This window comes from Vibrio sp. Hep-1b-8, assembly GCF_006124995.1.
Lineage (GTDB): Bacteria > Pseudomonadota > Gammaproteobacteria > Enterobacterales > Vibrionaceae > Vibrio.
In genome coordinates, this window is the sequence record NZ_QEWN01000108.1 from 1 (window position 1) to 20,904 (window position 20,904).

A 20,904-nucleotide genomic window follows, 5' to 3' on the forward strand; every position below is an offset into this window, starting at 1 on the left:
GTTGTGAAGTTGTCCTTGTGCACTCAGTACTCGATAATAGCTCGACTCTGAGGCGATATACTCACCTTTATCAAGCAGTGTCGGTACGATTTGAGTTGGAGGTAAACTCGCGAACTCTGGGCGGTTACACACCTCGATAATTGCATCACGTTCTTGCTGAGAGAGCTTGTTAGCTGGCTCTGGTCTGACACTGGTCGGTCTTTTATCCGCTTGGATCTCTCCTTGCCGATACCATCGACGATACGTCCTCAGGTCAATTTGAACCTCATAACAAGCTCGCTCTAAGCGGCAACCACTTTGCTTGGCATCGTGGATAAGCGTAATCAGGTACTGCCTTTCATCGGTTGAGGTTAGTCGTCCTCTGGCTCTTCCCCGTAAAAGGCTCTGAGCTTTTTTCGTAGAACCAACAGGGCAGCCGTTTCAGCGAGCGCCTTTTCTTTGTGGCGTAACTCCTTCCTAAGTTCTTTGATTTCAAGCTTATCCGCTTTGGCCTGTTTCTTTGCTTCCGCTTCCCGCTCTTTACTCGACATGAAGCCTTGCATGCATTCGCTGCGCCAGCGTTGAACTTGCTCTGGAAACAGACCTTTTTCACGACAATATTGGCTGAGTTCATTCTCGGTCATCGAGTAAGTCTCGGCGACGATGGCGAGTTTAGTTTGAGCAGACCACTGCTCTGATGAAGTGTTGCTGTTTGGCACTGCGGCTCCTGAACGTCTGAGTTGCTGTCGCCAATGATACAGGGTTGCGGTGCTAATACCTTCCTCTTTTGAAAGTTCGCTCACTGACACTGAGTATGGAGGCAGTAGCTTCTTCAATATGGCTTCTTTTCTTTCTGTTGGAATACGAGACACAATTCACTCTTACCGCCCTACACTGGTTAAATTTTAACAGTGACAACTATCCTGCCAGAGGGGGGTAGCTGCCCTTTAAAAGAATATGTTTAATAACTTCACGTCTCTTATTGTTATAATTTCTTGTTCTTTTTCGCGCTTTGAATGATAATACTGTTCAAATGTACAGGCGTATCGATTGATGACAGAATTAGATATTAAAATGCTCTTGGTTAAGCATTTTCTCAAGAAGAGAGATGACATTGTACTTGGAGCGGAAGTTTCATTCTCGTTTGGTGAAAGAAGAGCAGATTTAGCTGTATTGGATTCTGGTTTATTGACTGCTTATGAGATTAAGAGCGCTAGAGATAATGTTTCACGACTAGATTATCAAATCGAAAGCTATAAAAAGTTCTTTGATTATTGCTATGTTGTTTGTGAATTTCAGAATCTATCTGAAGTAAGGGCAGCTTTGCCTAGAGAGATCGGGATACTGGTTGTTGATGGTTCTTCTATAAGGCAAGTTCGTATTTCAAAGCGTTTTAAGCGCCATGATAAGTTTGTACTTGCAAGTGTGCTGAGTGTATTTAAGTTGAAAAAGCTGGCGTACGGAGCTAGTTTGCGATCTAAAAACGCTTTATGTAAGTATGTTTCAAAAAACACGACCATGGATAAGTTGCGCGATTTGTCTAGGGAAGATTTCGTAGAAAAGTATGGTGTAGTCTCAAGGTTATTAAAACAAGAAACTACACAACATTTAAATTCTGATGATATCTATACGATTACAAAACGAGCGCCAACTAATTTAAGAAGACGTCATTTCTCTTAACAGTACACGGGTTTTTATGTAGTAATTCATTCTTACTGAAATCCAGAAAGCAGGACTGATACCTGATGGGTTTTCTCTTGATGCCTCAAGGATTTCTTCGTCTGCCCAGACGCCTAAAGGAACATATGACTTTCTATCTCTAACGGTGTGCTTTGCACATTCTTCATACCCTCCACTATGACGTCTATAGCGCTTATATGTGAAGTGTTTACCATCTAAAGATGCGATATCTATGCGAGGAACAAATGTCCCTCCTTTCATCTCGATTTGCTCAGTATTGATTGAAGCATAATCACCATACCTAATAGGAAACTCTTGACTTATACCTTGGTAGATAATTTCTTCAGATATAGTGATTGTACCTGCTATATCCTCACCACCAGCCTGAGCTACATTTGAAGGGAAGCTTGTACAAAGCATTACGGTAGCAGCGATCTTGTCTTCAAAGAGCTTTGTCCCCTCACAAGATTCTAGGAAAGTATCTACAACATCTTCAACAACTTGGTTTCGTACGAACTCAGCATCAAGTAGGACGATTAATTTACAGTTATCACCTAGATTACTAGTAATAGGCTCTAGATAATGTTCGATTTCTTGCTGTTCTAGGTCATATGGAAGCCTTACTGCAACAAAGTCTGTCTTAGTTGAAGCAACCCTTACAAATTCTTCAACGTCCCCAAATTCACCTAATTCATCTTCGTAGATATGAACCATCGGGATGATATTTAAGTCCGTATGTAGATCGAACAAGAAATATTGCCACTCTCTGAATCCATGTTGCTCCGATAGCAACTGCTCGATTTGAGGGTTGATATAGCGACTATCAGTGCTTAGATCCAATATAAAAGGTCTACTGCCTTGTATCTCGGCTATTTGCTTCATTCGGCGATAGATATCACCATCAGGAGCTTTTTTTGATACTCGTGATTTTGTGAGCTCATAAATGGGAAGAATCTTTGAAAAGGTTTCATCGTCAACATGATTGAAACAGCGTAACTCACCATCTCTTGTTTTGATGATAGGGTAGTACAATATGTTGTTTAAGTTCATAGATTATGCCCATCGAAGCCAAGTACCTGCGCTCGTATGCGAACTGCCATCGAAGATACTTGAAAGTATTTTGCAATATCTTCAACAGTAGATGATTCACTCTCTACAAAATGGATGAACTTTTCTTCAGGCATTAGTAATGCAGCTGCAAACTGATTCGCTTCAGTTTCCATCCAGTTTGTATCTCCATTTCTAAAGAAAGTAGTATCAGAGAAAGAGTCGCTGTTTGCCGCATGCTTAATACGGTGAGCGATTTCGTGAGCAATCGTGAAGCGCTGCCTATGCGGATGATGCAGTGAATTAACGGTCATTACCCACTTACCGCTCTTCCGTTCTTTTTTTAAACTGCCTGAATCATCATTTTGCATTGGTTCGTATCTTACTGCGATACCAAGAGCACTAGCCAGTTCAGATACGTTAACCGGATCAGTATCTATACCTTTTTTCTCTGCAAGCTCTATAAGACTATCCGGAGTAGATAGCTCTTCGAATTCGGGTACAGGGTTGTTTTTTATCACTGATTTTCTCACAAATGCCATTTAGGGTTCCTTTCTTGAAAGTTTATTTTTAGCACCTTCGGTATCGGCAGTGTCTAGTAATGCAACTCTTTCTGATATGACTTTGATTTGTTGTCGAAGAGAACGATTCTCCTCTTCTAAATTTTGTACGGAAGCGATGTAATATGATGCTCTTTCGGCCTTGTCTAGAAAGTCAGTTTGTACAATTTTTAGTTTTCTGTTCGCTTGTTCTTTGATCTTGTCATTAATAACCAAGTTGAAGCTATCGCTATGCATATACTTCTTCGTGGTCTCTTCCGCTTTTTCATCAGAAGAGTTTTTAATGTATACAACGGAGAAAGCTGCGATTAAGCCGTTAATCGCAATCAAGAATGTGATGATTGTTTGGTAAAATCCAGTTTGGAATGACCAGACGTCTTTGAGGCTTATTAATGTTCCATTCTTTACTAACTCACCTACAATATGGGATGTGAAGGGGTCGTTTATGTTCGTTGCATTTGCTAGAGCAACAGCATCGGCATAACCTAGATAGGTTAGAAGAGATGGAGAGGGTAGAAAAACTAGAAGTGTTAGCATTATGATGCTAAAGATTAGGCATGTGATGCAACTTACGCACAAGACAATTCTAGTTGTACTTTTTCTCTTCTCTGACATGTTTCTATATCCCACATAACTAGAGTGGGATTGTACTATATCCATGTTTAATAAGGAAATATTCCTTACACTACAGCCATAAAGGTTCTATTCTTTTCGCGGAGCCTTTCTAAACAAATAGTTATGGTGATAGTTTAATCAATCTAATGCTTTTGGCGTATTTGATGAGGGCTATCCTCTAGTTTTGGTTGTAAATCTTCTCGAAGTTATTTGGGTTCCAACCAATCATATAACGGTCACCAATCTTCAAAACCGGCAGTGAGCGAGCGCCAATTGCATCCAGCTCTTTACGACCACGCTGCATCTTGGCATTGGTTAAACGGTACTGATAGCCTTTCGAATCGAGATAACGCTGAGCGTCTTTGCAGTGAGGGCATTTGTCTTTTACATACAGTACGAGTCGTTTCATCTTGTGTTCCTAGGCAGATACTCAGCGCAGAGTTTAATGAAAAGACCGTGAATGGCAAGTGTGAATAGGGTAGACTTATGCCCCTTTTGTAGACCAGACTTCGCTTTGTGTTAAATATGAATCCTTCATTACGCTACATCCAAGGTTATCCTGAACATATCGTGACTCCCGTTAGCCAATTGGTGGAGTCTGGACGTTTAGTCGCTTGGTTTGAGAAACGCTACCCCGATAATCATACAATCAAAAGTGAAAAAGCGTTGTTTGAGTATGCTTTAGCGATCAAAAACCGCTATATGAAGAAGACAGCTCCGTTGAGTAAAGTGGTCTACGATAACAAGATTCATCTGATAAACAACGCGCTTGGGCTACACACTTATGCCAACAAGATTCATGGCGGCAAGATCAAATCTAAAAACGAGATTAGAATTGCCAGCGTTTTTAAGAATGCGCCGGAGCCGCTTTTGCGTATGCTGATCGTTCATGAGTTAGCGCATTTTAAAGAGAAAGAGCACAACAAGGCGTTCTATCAGCTTTGTTGCCATATGGAACCGGAATACCATCAGCTGGAGCTTGATGCTCGTTTGTTTATGATTTACCTAGAAACAGTGAACCGCAATTAATCGTGATGACTCGTCGAAATAACAATACTAAGTCCAGCAATGATATGGGCCAAACCAAACCAGCATTATCAGAGACTAAAGTGATTAAGCGCCCAGCGAAAGCGGGTCTGCACAAACGAAATCTGCATAATGGACGTTACGATTTCAAAGCGTTGACCGATGCATTGCCTGAATTAAGCGCGCACATAGTGAAAAACCCGAAAGGGGAGGCAAGTATTAACTTCTCTGACCCCGTCGCGGTTAAACTGCTTAATAAGGCGTTGCTGGCGCACCATTATTCTGTGACTCAATGGGATATTCCACACGGTTACCTTTGTCCGCCAATTCCTGGTCGCGCTGATTATGTTCATCGATTAGCCGATTTACTGGCTGACGATTGCGGGCAATCTGTTGCGAGGCGCGTTAATGCTCTAGACATCGGTGTCGGTGCAAACTGTATTTATCCAATTGTGGGTGTCACCCAATACGGTTGGTATTATACGGGGTCGGACATTGACCCAGTATCGGTCAATAACTCGAATCAGATTGCAGCCAATAACACGGTGCTTAAAGATAAGATCGAATGCCGCTTACAACAGAACAGTCGTTATCTGTTTAAAGGAATCATCAAACCGAGCGAGTTTTATCACCTCACAACGTGCAATCCTCCGTTTCATAAATCTCTCGAAGAAGCGCAGCAAGGCAGTGCGAGAAAGATCAGTAATTTGTCTGCGAACAAGGCTAAGCGTGGTCAGGGTAAAACCCAAGCGGCGGAAAAAGGGCAACCGGTTCTCAACTTCGGTGGCCAGCAGGCCGAACTGTGGTGTTCAGGAGGAGAGGCCGCCTTTATCAAAAACATGGCTTTTGAAAGTCGTGAGTTCGCGCACCAAGTGCTGTGGTTTTCTACGCTAATCTCTAAAAAAGACAACGTTCGTTGGATGCGAAAGAATCTTGAAAAAGCCGCCGCGACCGAGATCCATATTGTGGAAATGAGTCAGGGACAGAAAAACAGTCGCTTTATCGCCTGGACATTCCAAACTCAAGAACAGCGTAAGCGTTGGTTGACGTTGAATAAATAAGCCGAGGTCTAGGAGGGCATATGGAATTTGAGATTTATATGCCTTGTGAACCCGTATGGATATGTGACAGTTTCCTGTTACTTTTTGCTGTGCTGTTTATACTTGGGCTTGGCGGTTTTATCTATATCCTTTACAAAGAGTATCTCAAGATTCATCGCGCTTCAGACGTTAGACGGCGTAGACAAACGCACCATTCACGTCGTAAACGTTAGTGCAAAATTCGCAAATCAATCTCCGTTTGCCCTTGAGCATAAAGTGCCCGTTGTTGATTTAGTTTATGGGTAGCCTGTAGCCATAGTTCATTCGCTCCATACCACTTCTGGTATTGATTTAGCCGTCTCTGCGCCTCAACAAATGCAAAATTGGCTATTTCTATCTCTGCCAAATAGAGTAAAGCGCGAGGTTTGTCGGGTTGGTGTAAGAGCGCTTGCTGGAGATACAGCCGAGCTTTGTCTATCTGTTGTGCTTGAAGAGCGCAAAACGCCGCGTTCTCATAACTATCGCCAATGTTGTAATAGTCAGGCGAGCGAATGGCTTGCAGAAATCGCTCCTCTGCTTGTTGGTAGTGGCCTTGCTCACAGAGATATGTCCCATAGTTGTTGAGCACGTCGCCGTTATTTGGGTGCTCGCGAACGGCTTGTTGATAGAGTTGATTAGCGTTTACGTCTTCGCCCACTTTAGCGAGATAACGGGCAAATGCGAGTTGAGCTCGGTAGTACTTGGGTTGGTACTCGATCGCTTTGTTGAGGTTTTGTCTCGCTTTAACGTAGTTGCCTTGTTCGAGATAGCCTAACCCAAGGGTGATTCTCGCGTCGGCGCGCTGCTTAGTGACTAGGGCATGGTTTGTCTGTGATTGAATGCATCCGAATAGCATCAATGTAGATAAGATGAGAATACGCATTGTGGCTGAAGTCGTGTCGAAGTCGATGATTTAGCTAAAACGACAAATGCCTAACGTGCAACGGACGGTGGCTAACGATGGAATGTAGGAAATGGGAAATGAACAAAATAATGTAAATGGGGAATGACAGAATAGGTCATTCCCCTTTTAATTTGCTCGCAATTATTCGTCTTTGGTGAAATTCGCTTCACTGAAGTGTTCGAGATCGTATGGCGTTTGCTGGTAGACACAATAATTGAGCCAGTTCGAGAACAACAGATGCCCATGACTGCGCCAACTCGCACAAGGCTTGTTGTCTGGATTATTGTTGGGGTAGTAGTTAACCGGAATCGCGGGCTCCATACCTTCGCCTAAATCGCGAATATACTCTTGGTGCAAGGTGTGCGAATCATATTCTGGGTGGCCAGTAACAAACACGTTACGTTTATCTTTAGTCGCCGCGAGGTAGACACCAGCCACATCGGAAGTCGCCAAAATGTCTAAATCGGTGTGTTGTTCGAGATACTCTGGCGAAAAATCGGCGTAGCGAGAGTGTGGAGCCAAGAAGGTATCATCAAAGCCACGTAACACTGGATGGTAAGGCTGGTGGATTTTGTGATGGTACACACCAGAAAGCTTCTCTTTACGCGTTCGTTTTGGAAGATCGTAGAGAAGTTTTAGACCTGCCTGCGCAGCCCAACAGACGTAGAGTGTTGAAGTTACATGGTCTCGTGCCCAGTTCATTATCGATTGCAGATGCTCCCAATAAAGCACATCCTCAAATTGAACTAAGCCCAATGGTGCACCAGTAATGATCAGCCCGTCAAAGTTGCGATTTTTGACCATTTCAAATTGGCGGTAGAAGTTGTCTAGATGTTCTGTTGGCGTGTTCTTACTCGGTCTATCATCAATGCGTAAAAGCTCGATGTCTACTTGGAGTGGGCTGTTTGATAGCAAGCGTAAGAATTGCGTTTCAGTCTCAATCTTCTTAGGCATAAGATTGAGGATCAGAACCTTTAGCGGTCGAATTTCCTGAGTCGACGCGCGTGATTCTGGCATGACAAAGATGTTCTCAGTGCGTAACACGTCAGAAGCAGGTAGTTGATCGGGGATCTTAATAGGCACAGCTTTCTCCCTAAGCTTGATTGTGGACGTCTATACTTCCAAACTTAACCCAATCACACAGAGATGTCGATAGCTATATCGAGCCAATTTATAATATGATTCATAGCAACGAACACAAACAATGTGAAATATGACGGTTAAACTGACGCTGATTCGCGGGCTGCCAGGCTCAGGGAAAAGCACTTTGGCTCAGACATTCAACGCACAACATCTAGAAGCCGACATGTTCTTTATTGAACCGTCTGGAGAATATGTTTATCAACCAGACAAAATTGCCGATGCTCATCAATGGTGTCAAGCGATGACAGAGCAGTGCCTGAAAGAAAAGCGAGATGTCGTTGTATCCAACACTTTCGTTCAGCGCTGGGAAATAGTGCCGTATTTCAATATGGCTAAACGCTATGATGCTGAGTTTGAAGTGCTTGAATGCACCAATGATTACGGCAACATTCACGGTGTGACGCAAGAAACGATCAATAGTATGAGGAAACGGTGGCAATCATGGCGAAACGCACGCCAATCGTCGAAATGACTTCTTATGGAATCTATCAAGGCTGGGATTCCAAATCTAAAAACCTACCAAAAATAGCACAGTTCACGACCAAGGTTGTTGCCGAAGAGGGGATCGAATTTGGTTTTATTGTAAATATTAAAAGAGCCAAAGGAGAGGTGATCGAGTTTTGCATCGACCACCCAGGAATAGTGGGTAAAAAAGGCCAAATCCTCGAACCTTTTACCGGCGATATGCATGTTGGGAGCAATGATTGGGACTTCTACTTGGGGGATACCATACAGTTGCTTGGTGATATGAACGGATATGAATCAAATCTCGGCAAGTGGCGTATGACCATCTCGATGAGGGACAATGTTGTTGCTGACAAAACGTTTGAACTTTACGCACGTGATGAGGGAGAGTTCTGGAAGCAAAGAGGTTTTTAAACGACGGAGCAACAGAGTATTGGCATTGCGAAATCGTCTGATTCATTAAAGATTAATAACTTAGATGTATATCAAGCTAAACATAGGCTATTTTTACTAGACTAGATGGTTAATAAAGAATTACAAAAATAGTCAATGAAGCAGATGCGCTTGCTAAACCTTAATCTACAAACGAAAACCGCCCTGTACTTTTTACTAGGTCTTTTGGGTGTCACGCTGAGCTGCCTTTATATCACACGTTACTTCTTCGTTGTTAGCCTGAGTAATTTGGAAACAATGGAGTCGAATCGAGCCAGTCAACAGGCTCAGCATGTCATTGCGATGATGAGTGACAAACTGGCAGAACACTCTTATGACTGGGCCTACTGGGATGAGAGCTATGAAGTTCTCCTTGGCGGCGATCTAAAAGGTTACCGTGAACGCAACTTAGCACCAGAAACTTTGGATGCACTTAGCGTTGATCTTATGTTGCTCACCGATCTGCATGGGCAGGTCGTGGAAGGGATTTCTCTGACTGAAAGTGAGACTCAGCTGTTGGTTGAGTCGGTCGCGACAAATGAGAGAGTCGTCAAACATATCAATTCGATGAATCGAGTGTTGGATAGTGCCAGAGATGGTTTGAGTGGCCTGTTCTCGGTCAATGGTGACGTTTGGACACTTGCAGTTACTCCAGTGAGAAACAGCGATGGTACCTCAGCGTCGGTAGGTTGGTTGATTTGGGGACGCAATCTCTCTGTCAGATTTCCTGGAGACTTTAAGTCAATTCTTGTCGCTGATAACCAAATCGTGAATGTGGATAGCATCACTTCAACGCCAGATGTGGACTCTAGATCCAAAATTGACAAGACCGAGCAAGCCATGACCCAACTGGCGGACTTACACGGAGTTTCGGGGCAGGTTATTGCGCAACTAGAAACGACCATCGAACGTGTTCATTTTCAGAAAGGGAACGTGCTGTTCACCTATTTGTTCGCTGCCGTAGCGATTGCGACAATCGTTATTTCATTGATTACTTATCTTACATTTAAGCGCCGCGTCGCGGTTCGTTTCTCTGACTTAGAGAAAGATATTGATGCGCTTTTTTCTGCCTATCAACTTGAAGGTCTTGATCAGCCTAATAAAGATGAGTTGGATAGACTAACGAAGCTGGTTCAGACCCTCGCAAATAACACTTCCGCTACCCAAGAGCAGCTACTGGATGCCGAGCGGAAGTTCGATGCGTTGTATCAGAGTCGCACGACGGCAATTCTCTTGGTGAGAGCTAGGGTAATTGTCGATATCAACCCAACAGCATTAGATCTACTGAATTATCAGTACGATGATTTAATGAACCAGCCGCTCGATGTGTTGTGCCCAGATTCTGAGCAGCCTGAATGTCAAATTGACCGTATGTATCACAGCTTTAGGCAGGGGCAGACTCAGTTTGAAGCGCAGATGATTACCAGTAGTCATGAAAAGATAGACTGTAAAATTGAAATCAGCATGATCCAGTATCAGGGACAAAGTACGCTGATGCTGTCGATTGTTGATGTACGTGAACACAAACAACAAGCTAAGTTGATTGAGGATCTGGTTGAACGAGACCATCTATCGGGTCTATGGAACCGAAAATCCATTATGGAACAAGCCCGTAATTTACTCGGTATAGCACCCAATAGATTCTCGTTTATGTACGTATCCGTCCCTAATTTGTCTCATATCTCTGAAGTGTATGGTCACCAAATCTTTGATGCAGCGATGGAATTGATGGCCTTTAAATTTGGTGAGATGTTGACGCCATACCCAGTAGGGAGAATCAGTGAGCATGAATTCTTGGTGCTGATTGCGAATCGTCTCGATTGCGAGAAAGCGATTCATAGCGCTGAACAAATGATGATTGGGTTAGCTGACAAACATACCGTAGAAAATGTTGAGTTGGATCTGAAATGTGACGTTGCTTTTGTCAGCCCTGAAATTACTCATGAGCCCCTCGACACATTAATTCAGGCTGCGATTTATAGTATTACAACAGACAAAAGTGTCCGTAGACTCCCTAGTGTGGTCACTGTGAACAGCGAACTATTCGAATCGGCGAAAACAGCAGTCGCAATTAAGCGGGATTTAAGTGGTGCCATTGCGAATGGAGAAATCCTCGCGGTGTATCAGCCAATCGTTGAAGCCAGCAATGGTGAAATCAATGGATTTGAGGCTCTAGCGCGTTGGCAGCATCCTGATTTTGGCTTTGTATCACCAGGTGTTTTTATTCCTCTTGCCGAACAGAATCAACTCATTATTGCGTTAGGTGAAAGTATCTTAGAGCAAGCTTGCGTGTTTATTCAGCAAGTCAATTTGATGCGGAAGCGAACTGGGCAGGCGATGCTGACCGTCCATGTGAACCTTAGTGCTCCACATTTCTATCACGCAGATTTACCTCAACTGTTGGTCAAGTTAATCGATAGCTATCAGCTGCAAGCCGGTCAGTTGGTGATTGAAGTCACTGAAAGTATGCTGATGAGTGGTGAGCAGGAAGTGATTAGTCGAATGGAGCAAATGAAAGCGCTTGGCGTGCTGTTCGCTCTAGATGATTTTGGCACGGGCTACTCTTCATTCAGTACGTTATGTAGCTTCCCATTAGATATTGTAAAACTCGACAAGTCATACATTGACCAAATTGAGCACAATGACAGAGCGAAGAGTCTGGTGCGAAACATTGCCAACATGGCTCAAGAACTTGGCTTGACCACAGTAGCAGAAGGCGTAGAGACGGCATCTCAGGTGCGTCGCCTCAAGAGCTGGAGCATCGAAGAAATACAGGGCTACTATTTCTACAAGCCGATGCCGAGCGACAAGATTTTTGAGTTACTCGATCGTTCACGTAGTTAGCTAAGTGAATGCATTAAGTCTCAATATAAACGCCTCCAAACATGGAGGCGTTGTTGTTTTTACGGGCTGTGTTATCGACTTAAAGCAATACGCTGTTGGGCGGTATGCTTCTGATAGCTGTAATGGGCGAGAGCACACCAAGCGAATGCTTGAATCCACAGCTGACTATACAGCCCTCTGACCGTTTGCCAGTCACCACCCATTTGATTGATAGTCAGAAAGCTTTTAATTGCTGCTGTACTTGGAAATAGTTGAGCCAACCACACGATCGGGCTTGGAATCGCCTCAGTCGGCCAGATAAAACCGGCGCTGAAAACCAACGGCATCGAACTGATTAAAACCACTAGGGTCACTAATTCTCGTCGCGGTGTGACTGCACCAAGCCAGATACCAATCGCAGCTGAACCGAGCAAGAAAGGGAGCAGTAGCAAGATAATCTGACTTGCATGAGCGAGTTGATTCACTCCATGCATGGAAAAGCTGGCGCCAAAGTAGTACATACTCAAAAAGTAATAGATACCAATCAGCACTAGATAGCGTACAGAAAGTAATTTGAAAGGAGAAACTTGACTCCAATAACCTGTGCCATCGCGCTGACTACCGACCATCAAACCAGACGCCATTGCCAGAGTTTGCTGAAGAATTAGCACAAATACAGCCGGAACAACGTAGTCGACATAACCCATGGTTGGGTTAAAAGTCGGTTTTAAGTTCAATGTCGTGGCTGAATATTGATTGACGGCTTGTGAGAGTGGGTGTCCTTCAAGAACGAGTTTGGCCACTTTAGTTTGTGCAGATAATGTTCCGCCTGCTTGGGCTAAACCTTCTACAATTGTGCCGTACACTAAGAAATAAGAAGCATCACCAGCGTAAGCAAGGGTTGGGCTTTTACCTAGCATCAAGTCTTTATAAAAATGCTCAGGAATCACCAAAATTCCACTGATCTCACCATTTAGAAACGCGGCGCGTGCATCTGCGATGGTGTGATCGCGCTGTACGACTTTAACCTGTGGTGTCGCGTCAACCATACGTTCAAGCTGATAACTGGTTTTGCTCTGGTCAAGATTGACGATACTAATCTTCTGTTCCCTTGGAGTCTGATGACTGTAGGGCAAAGGGTAGAGAAACGAGTAAAAAACAACGCCACCAAATACGGTCAGGACGACGACAGGATTCGTCAATATCGCTCTAATCTCTGATTTGACAAGTTCGAACAAGCTCATCGTTGCTCCTTACTTTGTGGCAATCCTGAATCGATGGAGAGATGCTTGTTAATCAGTAACATCACCATAAGCAATGGCACTGCGTAACCAAACATCGGCAGTAAATGTTGCAATGATGACATTGGCGGCAAACCATAACTGACCTGACTAACTTGTACCTCGATGTAGTGGCTGATTGGTAGTAGTGCTCTCCACGCCTGAGCAAGGCTGCTCATATCGGTCACAGGGAAGGTGATGCCCATGAAAGCGAAGCTAGGCGCGGTAAATGCTCCGGCAAAACTCATGGCACGAGCCGCATCTAAGGTGAGAAAGAAAAACAGGCTACCCATGATCATGCACGCGATAATCGTGACCCATTGAGCAAATACTAGGGTGACAAAGCTACCGTTCATCGGCCACTTAAAGCCGAGATAAAACCAGCATAGAAAGGCAAAACCTTGCAGTGCGAATACCCAACTGTACGGCAGTAGCGTGTTCAATAACGATTTGAATGGCTGAAGTTGCAGCCAAACTTTCAGCCCACGATCCCGAAGATTCGCTGACAGGATTAGGATGGTGCTGACGACAATAACGATTTGCCAAAGCGCAGGCACAACCGCAGAAACCAAAAACTGAGCGTAGTTGGAATTTTTGTTAAACAGTGGCGTAATTTGAGTTCTGATTGGCACAGCACTCGCCATTGCAGAAGCAAGAACATGGTTGCCTTGAGCTAAGTTACCAATGGTACTTAGCTGGGCGTTAAATGTACCTTGAGCCTGTAAAAAAGCGGAGTTAACCAGTTTTCCGATAAGGATCATCTGGCTGTTGTAAAACACACTGACTTGCGGCGCCAACTGTTTGTATGTGTCTTGCTCAAAGTTGTATGGGATAACTGCATAGGCATAGATATCGCCTTGAACTAGCGCTTGTTTTGCATCACTGACACTTTGGTATTCGCCTTGAATCGCCATACTTGAGGTTGCATCGTAGTATCGAATCAACTGCTGTGACAACGCACCTTTATCCAGATTAACCACCCCAACAGGGAGATTTTGGGCTATTCCTTGCGAGAATATCGCCCAAATCATCACCGCAAGTAGAATAGGGATCCACGTCAGACTGGAGAGCAACCACTTGTCACGACGGATCACTGCTAGTTGAGAGGTGTTGTGAATTTGCATATATTTTGCAACCGTTAGTCTAACTCGACGACTAAGCTCATTCCCATACGCAGCCCTTGCTGTGGCGTGGTAGGAATGGCTTCGACTTCAAAGGTGCGGAGATCAAACCCTTGTGAGGCATCAGTGGAGCGCCAGGTTGCGAAATCACCCATAACTGAAATGTGTGAGACCTTGAATTCCACTTGCTTATCAAGTGCTGGTAGGTAAGCGTTGAATGTCGCGCCTTTGTTGAAGTACTTCAGCCAGTCTTCCCTGACATTCAATACCGCCCATGAATCTGCTGTGTCAATCACAGTCACGACAGGAAAACCCTGAGGAGCAAGCTCACCACTTTGCAGCAGAACTTGTGAAACTTCACCTTTGAACCAACTTTTGATGGTGGTGTCTTGTGCATAGGCTTCAACTTCGGCTACTGCGCCGGCCGCCATGCGAGCTTTTTCGGCTGCCGCAAGTTTGGTTTCACTACGCGCACCTTCCTGAGCCAGTTTGTACATCTGGTAAGCCGCACTTTCGGTGTATTTTGCCGCATCCCATTGAGTCTTAGCTTCATCGCGCTTTTGTTCGGCGACGACACCATCTTGATAGAGATTGTTAACACGCAAGTAAGTCTTTTCCATTAACGCAGAAGCGGCTTTGGCTTTTTGCCATTGATCTTTAGCGGCTTGAATTTGCTGAATTCTGGCGCCTTTTTCAGCCTCCAACGCCATAGCATCAGCCGCTTTTTCACCCGCTTTCGCTTGTTCGAGCTTCGCTTCGATTTCAGGACTGTGTAGGGTGAAAATCAGGTCACCCTGTTTAACCTGATCGCCCTTACGGACCAAAACGTGATCAATGCGCCCCGGTACTTTGGAAGAGATGCTGTATTGCTGAGATTCAATCTGACCTTGCAAACGCACAGGTTTAGGCTGGTATGCTTGATAGAAACTATAGCTAATCCAAGATGCGACACCGAATGCAACGGCAGTGATCAGAAGTGGTTTTGCATTTTTCATCTTAGACCCTTTTATAAACGAGAAGTGTTGATAGCATTGTGTTGGTATTGGCTAAATGCGTCCATTTTGTTGGACAATGCCAGCAGTTTTGATAGCGAGATGAGGTAGTTAAAGCTCGCGACAGATTGCTGGGTTTGTACACTGGCCAGATAAAGCTGAGCATCAACCACGTCCGTTGATGTAGAAAGACCTTGAGAGAATGCGGTCTGACGAAGCTTAAGATTTTCATTGGCTAAATCGAGACTAGAGGTTAATCCTTCCACCTCTTGCTGCGCTTGCAGAGCTTCAAGATAAGTTTTCTGGACAAGAACAGACAAGTCCTGCTTTGCTTGTGCTTTAAGGTAACGGACTTGAGAAACCGCACTGTGCGCGGCTTTTACTTGATCACTGCGACCTGAGCTTTCGATCAGCGGAATGTTGACTCCGACTCCCACCAACCAGTCCGGTTTCATTTGACTTGCCAATGAGTCGTCTTCGTGAAGACTATAATCGCCGTAAAGATAAACCTCTGGGTAGTACTTGCCTTGCTCTGCTTTGATCAAGCTTGATGCTTGCTTCTCTTTAGCGTCAAGTAGCGCTAAGCCAGGGTAAGTTGCCAGTGTCTGTTCGACAAATAGAGTTTGATCCGGCAAGTTCTGATTGACGAATAGCGTATCAGCGGGCTCAACAGTGGTGGTTTGGTTAAGGATTTTGGTCAATGCGGCGCGAGCAATTTCTAAACTCATTTGCGCCTTTTTGCGCTCAACCACTGCTTTGTCGAGGGCTGACTCTGCCTGAAGTCTTTCAACGCGAGCTATTTGCCCTTGTTGTTCCATCTTTACCGCATTGTCACGGTGTTGAGTGAGGCCTTGCTCGACCAGTTGGCGGGTTTTCACCACCTCTTGCGCCAGTACGACAGAAAAGTAATATTTACTCAAATCCTCAAAGCGCGCTTGTGTTTCCATCGCGAGTTCACTGCGGGCTTGATCCTTTTTGCCTTCCGCTGCCGATTGCGCGGCATTAATTCGACCACCAGTAAAAATGGGCCAAATAGCGCGAATTGAAGAAGTGAAGATGTCGCGTTCGCTGATGGTTGATGTCACACCACCTAGCTGGGAGAGCAGTGGAGTGAGCATAGGACCAAATACAGGGCCCAAATTTGGCAGTGCCTGACCGGTACTTTCAAAAAGTTGCTCACCAGAGACCGTGACGTCTTTGTCTAAACGAGTGAAATTGGCACCGATCGATACCGAGGGTAGATTGAGATTATCCGTTGCATTTTCGAGATGCTCATAACGTTCAACATTCGACCGTTGAGCCGCCAGTGAATAGTTCTCTTGCTGTAAGACCTGCCATGCTTGCTCAAAGCTTATGGCCGCAGAGTGCGAAACAGGGGAGTAGAGTCCAAGGCAACCAAGGAGCAGCGCAGCGGGACGCAACGACATAGTAATGTACCCTAATTGTTAAAAATAGAGTTTATACTCTAGTGTGCGGTGTGGCAATCGCAACGCGCAAAAAAGGGGGCCGAAGCCCCCAAAAACCAACATAGGAATGTTACTCAGTTATTGTTCGACCTTACTTGGGGTCGGTTTTAGCTTTTGCAACAGCTTGACTAACACTGGGCTAAACAGAACAAGAGTTGCTAGTACAGTGAAGACCAGAGTGATAGGACGTTCCCATAGGAAGCTCAGTTCACCATCACTAATCATTAGTGCTCGACGTAAGTTCTCTTCCATTAGACCGCCTAAGATGAAACCAAGTAGCAGCGGTGCTAACGGGAAGTTGGCTAATCGCAAAGCAATAGCCGCCATGGCAATCAACAGCATCAAAAACACATCCATAGTGTTAAATGACACTAGGTAAACACCCGTTATCGAGAAGAACAGAATCATTGGCAGCAATACCGTTCTTGGCACTGCAAGCAGTTTAGAAATGTACGGGATCAATGGTAGGTTGAGAATAACCAGTACGATGTTACCAAAGTACATTGAGATGATAACTGACCAGAATACATCAGGGTGCTCTACAAACAGGCGAGGACCAGGTTGGATACCGTAAGCTATCAACGCACCTAGCATGATCGCAGTCGTACCTGAACCAGGAATACCCAGAGTGAGTAGCGGTACAAATGAACCGCTAGACGCCGCATTGTTTGCAGATTCTGGTGCCACCAAACCACGGATGCTACCTTTACCAAATTGTTCTTTTTTACCTTTTGGTGCAAGGTTTCGTTCCATACCGTAGCTAAGGAAAGCGGCAATTGTCGCGCCGGCACCTGGTAATACGCCTGTAAAGAAACCAAGAATTGATGAACGAATTGAGACGGGAGCGACTTCCTTGAACTCCTCTTTGGTCACTTTCATGCTACCAATGTTGCTCATCTTAGCTTGCTCTTCTGCGCTGGTATCATTCTCTGGTTTTAGAATGCCCATCAGCGTTTCGCCCAGTGCAAATGTTGCCATCGCGAGCAATAGGAAGCTGAAACCATCCATTAGATCGGTAAGACCGAATGTGAATCGCTCAACACCGACACCTTTATCGATGCCGACGGTTGATAGCATCAGGCCAAGCACAGTCATCATCCACGCTTTGATTACCTGACCTTTACCTGCAAAGGCTGCAACAGCTGACAGACCAAGTAGCATTAGTGCGAAGTAGTCCGAAGACTGGAAGCTAAGCGAAACGCTGGCTAGCGCAGGAGCGGCAACAAGCAGCATGATGGCAGATAGCGTACCGCCGGTGAACGACGAGTAAGCAGCGAGTGCAAGCGCTTTACCAGCCTGACCTTTCTGAGCCATAGGGTAGCCGTCAAATGCTGTTACAACAGTTGAAGAACAGCCTGGCGCGTTGATCAGAATGGATGAAGTTGAGCCACCAAATACGGCACCGTAGTAAACACCTGCCATCAGGATCAGACCTGACGAAGGGTCTAAACCGTAAGTGATAGGTATCATGAGCGCGATTGCAGAAATAGGGCCGAGACCCGGCAGCATGCCAATAAAGGTACCGACGAAACAACCAACGATCACCATCATGATGTTCATTGGCATTACGGCAGTAGATAGGCCTTGTAAGATTCCATCTAACATAATGTCATTTCCTATAAATTACGACCACAAGGTGAAAATAACACCAGGCTCTAAGTAGATATCTAGGCCTTGGGTAAGAAGTAGGTAGAACGCAATAACAAATGGGAAAGAGGCACCAAGCAACACTTTCACACGACGCTCACCTAACAAATAGAAGCCAGCCAGCAAGAACAGACTGGTTGCTAACACAAATCCGATGTACGTCAGACCGACGCCATAAAGTGCCATTAACACTAAGAAGCCAATCAGCAGCTTCCATTTGAATTCAAGCACAGCTCCACTTTTAACATCAGGTTGACCCGTAACGAGCAGGATCAAAGAGAGTCCAACGCCAATAAAGGTCAATATGGTGGGCAAAGTACGAGCGGTGAACGGTTCGTACTCATCACCAGGGAACATTGGGATTTGGGACGTTTGGTAGCCGTAGCAAAGGCAGACGATTAAAAAAATCATCGCACCGACACGGTCACGGCATAGGAGATTCTCTTTAGAGAAAAAGCTCCCATTTTTGAAAGAATTCGTTGGCAAGTCCGACATATCCAACTCCATAAACGTAACAGGCAGGGGAAATAAAAAGCCGTACAAGAGAGTTAATGAGCATGTTTCACTAACAAATAAGCCATTTGCTGCTAGTCAAGGAGGCTTAACTGTTTATACATAAACAGAGGAGATTGTTGGTTACTCATGTACGGCGAAAGGGGGAGAGGGTGAGTTGTTCACCCTCAAACTAGGTTAAAAATCTACTTCAGGAAGCCTAGCTCACGCATTAGGTCGCCCATTTGCTTCTCTTGATCTTCAAGGAAAGCGTAGAATTCTTTGTCTGCTTTGTAGTTGTCGATCCAGCCGTTACGGTCACGAACCACTTTCCACTCATCCGTTTTGTACATCTTAGTAAGTGCTGCGTTCCACTCGTCGATCTTCGCTTGGCTAGCACCTGGTGCTGCAAAGAATCCACGCCAGTTAGCAAACACAGTTTCGTTGCCGTATTCCGTTAGTGTTGGGATATCTGGAGCCGCTTCTAGACGCTTAGGAGCGGTGACAGCAAGAATTTTAACCTGACCAGATTTCGACATTTCTAGTACTTCGCCCAGACCAGTAGAAAGAAGCTGAGTTTCACCAGAAAGTAGAGCAGCCATGGCTTTACCGCCTGCATCGTACGCAATGTAACGTACTTTCTTCGCGTCGAAGCCTTCACCTTTGAATGCAGCAGCAACCACTAGGTGGTCCATACTGCCTCGTGCGGAACCGCCAGCAATTTTCACTTTACGTGGGTTCGACTCGAAATCTTTAACTACGTCTTCCCAAGTGTTGTAGCCAGAGTCAACGGCCGTCACGATTGCACCGTAGTCGGCGATTGTTGCTGCAACTGGAGTTAGGTCGCGGAATGATTGAGGGAAAATACCTGTCAACGAACGAACGACGATCGGTGTAGAGTTCACCATCAGAGTATCTTCTTGACGCTGTGCTGTTTCGATTAGGTGTGCAATCGCTTTACCGCCGCCGCCACCAGATAGATTCTGGAATGAGACATTTTCAACGATGTCAGATTTAACAAGAACATCGCCTGTACCACGAGCTGTCATGTCCCAGCCACCACCAGCGCCACCAGGGATTAGAAAGTGGATTTTCTCAACATCTGCTGCAAAAGCGTTGAAAGAAAAAGACGCAGCGATGATGGATGCTGCCAGTGTTGGTTTGAGTACCTTAAACATGATTCACGTTCCTTATGTGTACGCCTGTTCTTCATTGAGAACTGGCTTATCGTTATCAATTATCTGCTACCAAGGAAGGGATACTTGCTAGTAGATGAGCATAAGGTTAATAGTGTGTTAAAACTTTGTCTGTAATGCGTTGATAAAAACAATATTGGGCATTTTGGTGGTTTTGTTCATAAAGTTCACAGCATGACGTCGTCAACCAAAAGTCGGCAATTTAGGTGGTTTTATCGCTGTTTGGCCAGCTTGAGCTGCTGTTGCAACAGTATCTGATACCGGCTCGGTAGATTCAGTGTCAGAGCGGAGCGCTGAGTGTGGCAAAACTGAGAAATAGGCAAGCTATCAAAAGGGTGGTGGTGGAAGACAGTTTGGAGCGTAATCGCCAGAGCAACGTAATCGTCTCTGGGGCTAACTTGACCATAGCGGAAGGTGGCATTAGCTCCACTAAAGCGAGGCGATAGAGAACTGGTCAGGGTTTGATAGTGTTCACCGATCGGCAAGACAGAGCCAAAATCGATTAAAGTGAGTTGCTGATCCGATTCATTGACGATGATATTACTAGGTTTGATATCACCGTGAATAAATCCACTGCCATGAAGCTGCTGGAGGATAGCTTCTGACTGGCTAAGTAGCGTCAAACGCTGACTTTGGCCAATCACGGCAGCGGATAGTGGGATACCGTTGCAGAGTGAGGTGATTAACCAATCCACTTGCTGATGGCTGCCAAAATCTATGTAACTTGGCCAATGTTCCGAAGTGAATTTGGCTAAAAACCGGGCTTCAATTTGTAGTTGTAACCTAGCACTTGGCGAGCTTGCTATTTTGACCGCAACCCATCCGAAGCTTGGACTGTAAGCTTGGTAGACCTGCTTACCTATGAGTTTGAAACGACTCAGACCAAGCGCTCTAAGACAGGCTGTCACTCTGCTAGGGACAGCCTGTGAGGTTTCGGAGAGATCCTGCGACATCTTC

At 45.0% G+C, this 20,904-nt stretch carries 22 protein-coding genes; 7 read left to right on the top strand and 15 right to left on the bottom strand.

All coding sequences use genetic code 11. From position 1 onward, the window contains the following. Positions 1-350 precede the first annotated feature (350 nt). Positions 351-851 (bottom strand): transposase, encoded by a 501-nt coding sequence (locus tag DA100_RS11645; RefSeq protein WP_138972284.1) that lies wholly within the window; start codon positions 849-851, stop codon positions 351-353. Between the two features lie 181 nt (positions 852-1,032). Here DA100_RS11645 and DA100_RS11650 point away from each other — a divergent pair, with 181 nt between their 5' ends. Next, the gene (locus tag DA100_RS11650) at positions 1,033-1,659 is read left to right on the top strand and encodes an MmcB family DNA repair protein (protein WP_138972285.1); all 627 of its coding nucleotides are present in this window, start codon (positions 1,033-1,035) and stop codon (positions 1,657-1,659) included. Here DA100_RS11650 and DA100_RS11655 read toward each other — a convergent pair. The 4 genes from DA100_RS11655 to DA100_RS11670 form a co-directional block, all read right to left on the bottom strand. After that, entirely contained in the window at positions 1,636-2,709 is a 1,074-nt protein-coding gene (locus tag DA100_RS11655) for a beta family protein (RefSeq protein WP_138972286.1), read from the bottom strand. The two genes, DA100_RS11650 and DA100_RS11655, sit on opposite strands and share 24 nt — an antisense overlap. Then, entirely contained in the window at positions 2,706-3,248 is a 543-nt protein-coding gene (locus tag DA100_RS11660; protein WP_138972287.1) for an ImmA/IrrE family metallo-endopeptidase, read from the bottom strand. Before DA100_RS11660 ends, DA100_RS11655 begins: the two co-directional genes overlap by 4 nt. After that, complete coding sequence (locus tag DA100_RS11665) at positions 3,249-3,803, bottom strand: phosphohydrolase (protein ID WP_240800913.1); 555 nt, start codon at positions 3,801-3,803, stop codon at positions 3,249-3,251. Between the two features lie 256 nt (positions 3,804-4,059). Next, positions 4,060-4,290, bottom strand: coding sequence for a glutaredoxin family protein (locus tag DA100_RS11670; RefSeq protein WP_138972289.1), 231 nt, complete (start codon positions 4,288-4,290; stop codon positions 4,060-4,062). Positions 4,291-4,406: 116 nt separating this feature from the next. Here DA100_RS11670 and DA100_RS11675 point away from each other — a divergent pair, with 116 nt between their 5' ends. Genes DA100_RS11675 through DA100_RS11685 form a run of 3 tightly spaced genes read left to right on the top strand, consistent with a single transcriptional unit; the run spans position 4,407 to position 6,180 of the window. Next, the gene (locus tag DA100_RS11675; RefSeq protein WP_138972290.1) at positions 4,407-4,910 is read left to right on the top strand and encodes a M48 family metallopeptidase; all 504 of its coding nucleotides are present in this window, start codon (positions 4,407-4,409) and stop codon (positions 4,908-4,910) included. 44 nt (positions 4,911-4,954) lie between these two features. Then, positions 4,955-5,968: a 23S rRNA (adenine(1618)-N(6))-methyltransferase RlmF gene (gene rlmF / locus DA100_RS11680; protein ID WP_240800916.1), complete on the top strand. Its 1,014-nt coding sequence runs from the start codon at positions 4,955-4,957 to the stop codon at positions 5,966-5,968. A 20-nt stretch (positions 5,969-5,988) separates the two neighbouring features. Continuing rightward, positions 5,989-6,180, top strand: a complete 192-nt coding sequence (locus DA100_RS11685; protein ID WP_138972291.1) for a hypothetical protein — start codon at positions 5,989-5,991, stop codon at positions 6,178-6,180. On the opposite strand, the gene pilW is transcribed toward DA100_RS11685, so the two are convergent. Further along, entirely contained in the window at positions 6,177-6,869 is a 693-nt protein-coding gene (pilW, locus tag DA100_RS11690) for a type IV pilus biogenesis/stability protein PilW (protein ID WP_138972292.1), read from the bottom strand. The genes DA100_RS11685 and pilW overlap by 4 nt on opposite strands. Positions 6,870-7,031: 162 nt before the next feature. Further along, positions 7,032-7,973: a homoserine O-succinyltransferase gene (metA, locus tag DA100_RS11695; RefSeq protein ID WP_138972293.1), complete on the bottom strand. Its 942-nt coding sequence runs from the start codon at positions 7,971-7,973 to the stop codon at positions 7,032-7,034. A gap of 130 nt (positions 7,974-8,103) precedes the next feature. Between metA and DA100_RS11700 the strand changes: the two genes are divergently transcribed. The 3 genes from DA100_RS11700 (at position 8,104) to DA100_RS11710 (ending at position 11,774) form a co-directional block, all read left to right on the top strand. Continuing rightward, on the top strand, positions 8,104-8,505 hold the full coding sequence (locus DA100_RS11700) for an ATP-binding protein (protein WP_138972294.1): 402 nt from the start codon (positions 8,104-8,106) through the stop codon (positions 8,503-8,505). Continuing rightward, positions 8,475-8,912 carry a DUF3859 domain-containing protein gene (locus DA100_RS11705; protein WP_138972295.1) on the top strand — a complete coding sequence of 146 codons (438 nt, stop codon included), beginning with the start codon at positions 8,475-8,477 and terminating at the stop codon, positions 8,910-8,912. Before DA100_RS11700 ends, DA100_RS11705 begins: the two co-directional genes overlap by 31 nt. A gap of 135 nt (positions 8,913-9,047) precedes the next feature. Beyond that, the gene (locus DA100_RS11710; RefSeq protein WP_138972296.1) at positions 9,048-11,774 is read left to right on the top strand and encodes an EAL domain-containing protein; all 2,727 of its coding nucleotides are present in this window, start codon (positions 9,048-9,050) and stop codon (positions 11,772-11,774) included. Between the two features lie 71 nt (positions 11,775-11,845). Here the strand turns inward: DA100_RS11710 and DA100_RS11715 are convergent, their stop codons facing one another. The 8 genes from DA100_RS11715 to DA100_RS11750 form a co-directional block, all read right to left on the bottom strand. Next, on the bottom strand, positions 11,846-12,997 hold the full coding sequence (locus DA100_RS11715) for an ABC transporter permease (RefSeq protein WP_138972297.1): 1,152 nt from the start codon (positions 12,995-12,997) through the stop codon (positions 11,846-11,848). After that, a complete protein-coding gene (locus DA100_RS11720; RefSeq protein WP_138972298.1) occupies positions 12,994-14,157 on the bottom strand; it encodes an ABC transporter permease in 1,164 nt (387 codons plus the stop codon). The genes DA100_RS11715 and DA100_RS11720 overlap by 4 nt, the downstream gene beginning before the upstream one ends. Before the next feature lie 14 nt (positions 14,158-14,171). After that, a complete protein-coding gene (locus DA100_RS11725; RefSeq protein ID WP_138972299.1) occupies positions 14,172-15,149 on the bottom strand; it encodes a biotin/lipoyl-binding protein in 978 nt (325 codons plus the stop codon). An 11-nt stretch (positions 15,150-15,160) separates the two neighbouring features. Continuing rightward, complete coding sequence (locus tag DA100_RS11730) at positions 15,161-16,573, bottom strand: TolC family protein (RefSeq protein WP_138972300.1); 1,413 nt, start codon at positions 16,571-16,573, stop codon at positions 15,161-15,163. A gap of 117 nt (positions 16,574-16,690) precedes the next feature. Further along, the gene (locus tag DA100_RS11735) at positions 16,691-18,217 is read right to left on the bottom strand and encodes a tripartite tricarboxylate transporter permease (protein WP_138972301.1); all 1,527 of its coding nucleotides are present in this window, start codon (positions 18,215-18,217) and stop codon (positions 16,691-16,693) included. Positions 18,218-18,235: 18 nt separating this feature from the next. Beyond that, positions 18,236-18,754, bottom strand: coding sequence for a tripartite tricarboxylate transporter TctB family protein (locus tag DA100_RS11740; RefSeq protein WP_138972302.1), 519 nt, complete (start codon positions 18,752-18,754; stop codon positions 18,236-18,238). Between the two features lie 203 nt (positions 18,755-18,957). Next, on the bottom strand, positions 18,958-19,929 hold the full coding sequence (locus tag DA100_RS11745) for a tripartite tricarboxylate transporter substrate binding protein (protein WP_138972303.1): 972 nt from the start codon (positions 19,927-19,929) through the stop codon (positions 18,958-18,960). A 230-nt stretch (positions 19,930-20,159) separates the two neighbouring features. Beyond that, positions 20,160-20,900 (bottom strand): AarF/UbiB family protein, encoded by a 741-nt coding sequence (locus DA100_RS11750; RefSeq protein ID WP_138972304.1) that lies wholly within the window; start codon positions 20,898-20,900, stop codon positions 20,160-20,162. Between the last annotated feature and the right edge of the window lie 4 nt (positions 20,901-20,904).

Bases quoted from the DNA above. Each gene is read 5' to 3' on its own strand.
- DA100_RS11650 (WP_138972285.1), top strand. From the start codon at position 1,033: ATGACAGAATTAGATATTAAAATGCTCTTGGTTAAGCATTTTCTCAAG.
- DA100_RS11655 (WP_138972286.1), bottom strand. From the start codon at position 2,709: ATGAACTTAAACAACATATTGTACTACCCTATCATCAAAACAAGAGAT.
- DA100_RS11660 (WP_138972287.1), bottom strand. From the start codon at position 3,248: ATGGCATTTGTGAGAAAATCAGTGATAAAAAACAACCCTGTACCCGAA.
- DA100_RS11665 (WP_240800913.1), bottom strand. From the start codon at position 3,803: ATGCTAACACTTCTAGTTTTTCTACCCTCTCCATCTCTTCTAACCTAT.
- DA100_RS11670 (WP_138972289.1), bottom strand. From the start codon at position 4,290: ATGAAACGACTCGTACTGTATGTAAAAGACAAATGCCCTCACTGCAAA.
- DA100_RS11675 (WP_138972290.1), top strand. From the start codon at position 4,407: ATGAATCCTTCATTACGCTACATCCAAGGTTATCCTGAACATATCGTG.
- rlmF (WP_240800916.1), top strand. From the start codon at position 4,955: ATGGGCCAAACCAAACCAGCATTATCAGAGACTAAAGTGATTAAGCGC.
- DA100_RS11685 (WP_138972291.1), top strand. From the start codon at position 5,989: ATGGAATTTGAGATTTATATGCCTTGTGAACCCGTATGGATATGTGAC.
- pilW (WP_138972292.1), bottom strand. From the start codon at position 6,869: ATGCGTATTCTCATCTTATCTACATTGATGCTATTCGGATGCATTCAA.
- DA100_RS11700 (WP_138972294.1), top strand. From the start codon at position 8,104: ATGACGGTTAAACTGACGCTGATTCGCGGGCTGCCAGGCTCAGGGAAA.
- DA100_RS11705 (WP_138972295.1), top strand. From the start codon at position 8,475: ATGGCGAAACGCACGCCAATCGTCGAAATGACTTCTTATGGAATCTAT.
- DA100_RS11710 (WP_138972296.1), top strand. From the start codon at position 9,048: ATGAAGCAGATGCGCTTGCTAAACCTTAATCTACAAACGAAAACCGCC.
- DA100_RS11715 (WP_138972297.1), bottom strand. From the start codon at position 12,997: ATGAGCTTGTTCGAACTTGTCAAATCAGAGATTAGAGCGATATTGACG.
- DA100_RS11720 (WP_138972298.1), bottom strand. From the start codon at position 14,157: ATGCAAATTCACAACACCTCTCAACTAGCAGTGATCCGTCGTGACAAG.
- DA100_RS11725 (WP_138972299.1), bottom strand. From the start codon at position 15,149: ATGAAAAATGCAAAACCACTTCTGATCACTGCCGTTGCATTCGGTGTC.
- DA100_RS11730 (WP_138972300.1), bottom strand. From the start codon at position 16,573: ATGTCGTTGCGTCCCGCTGCGCTGCTCCTTGGTTGCCTTGGACTCTAC.
- DA100_RS11735 (WP_138972301.1), bottom strand. From the start codon at position 18,217: ATGTTAGATGGAATCTTACAAGGCCTATCTACTGCCGTAATGCCAATG.
- DA100_RS11740 (WP_138972302.1), bottom strand. From the start codon at position 18,754: ATGTCGGACTTGCCAACGAATTCTTTCAAAAATGGGAGCTTTTTCTCT.
- DA100_RS11745 (WP_138972303.1), bottom strand. From the start codon at position 19,929: ATGTTTAAGGTACTCAAACCAACACTGGCAGCATCCATCATCGCTGCG.
- DA100_RS11750 (WP_138972304.1), bottom strand. From the start codon at position 20,900: ATGTCGCAGGATCTCTCCGAAACCTCACAGGCTGTCCCTAGCAGAGTG.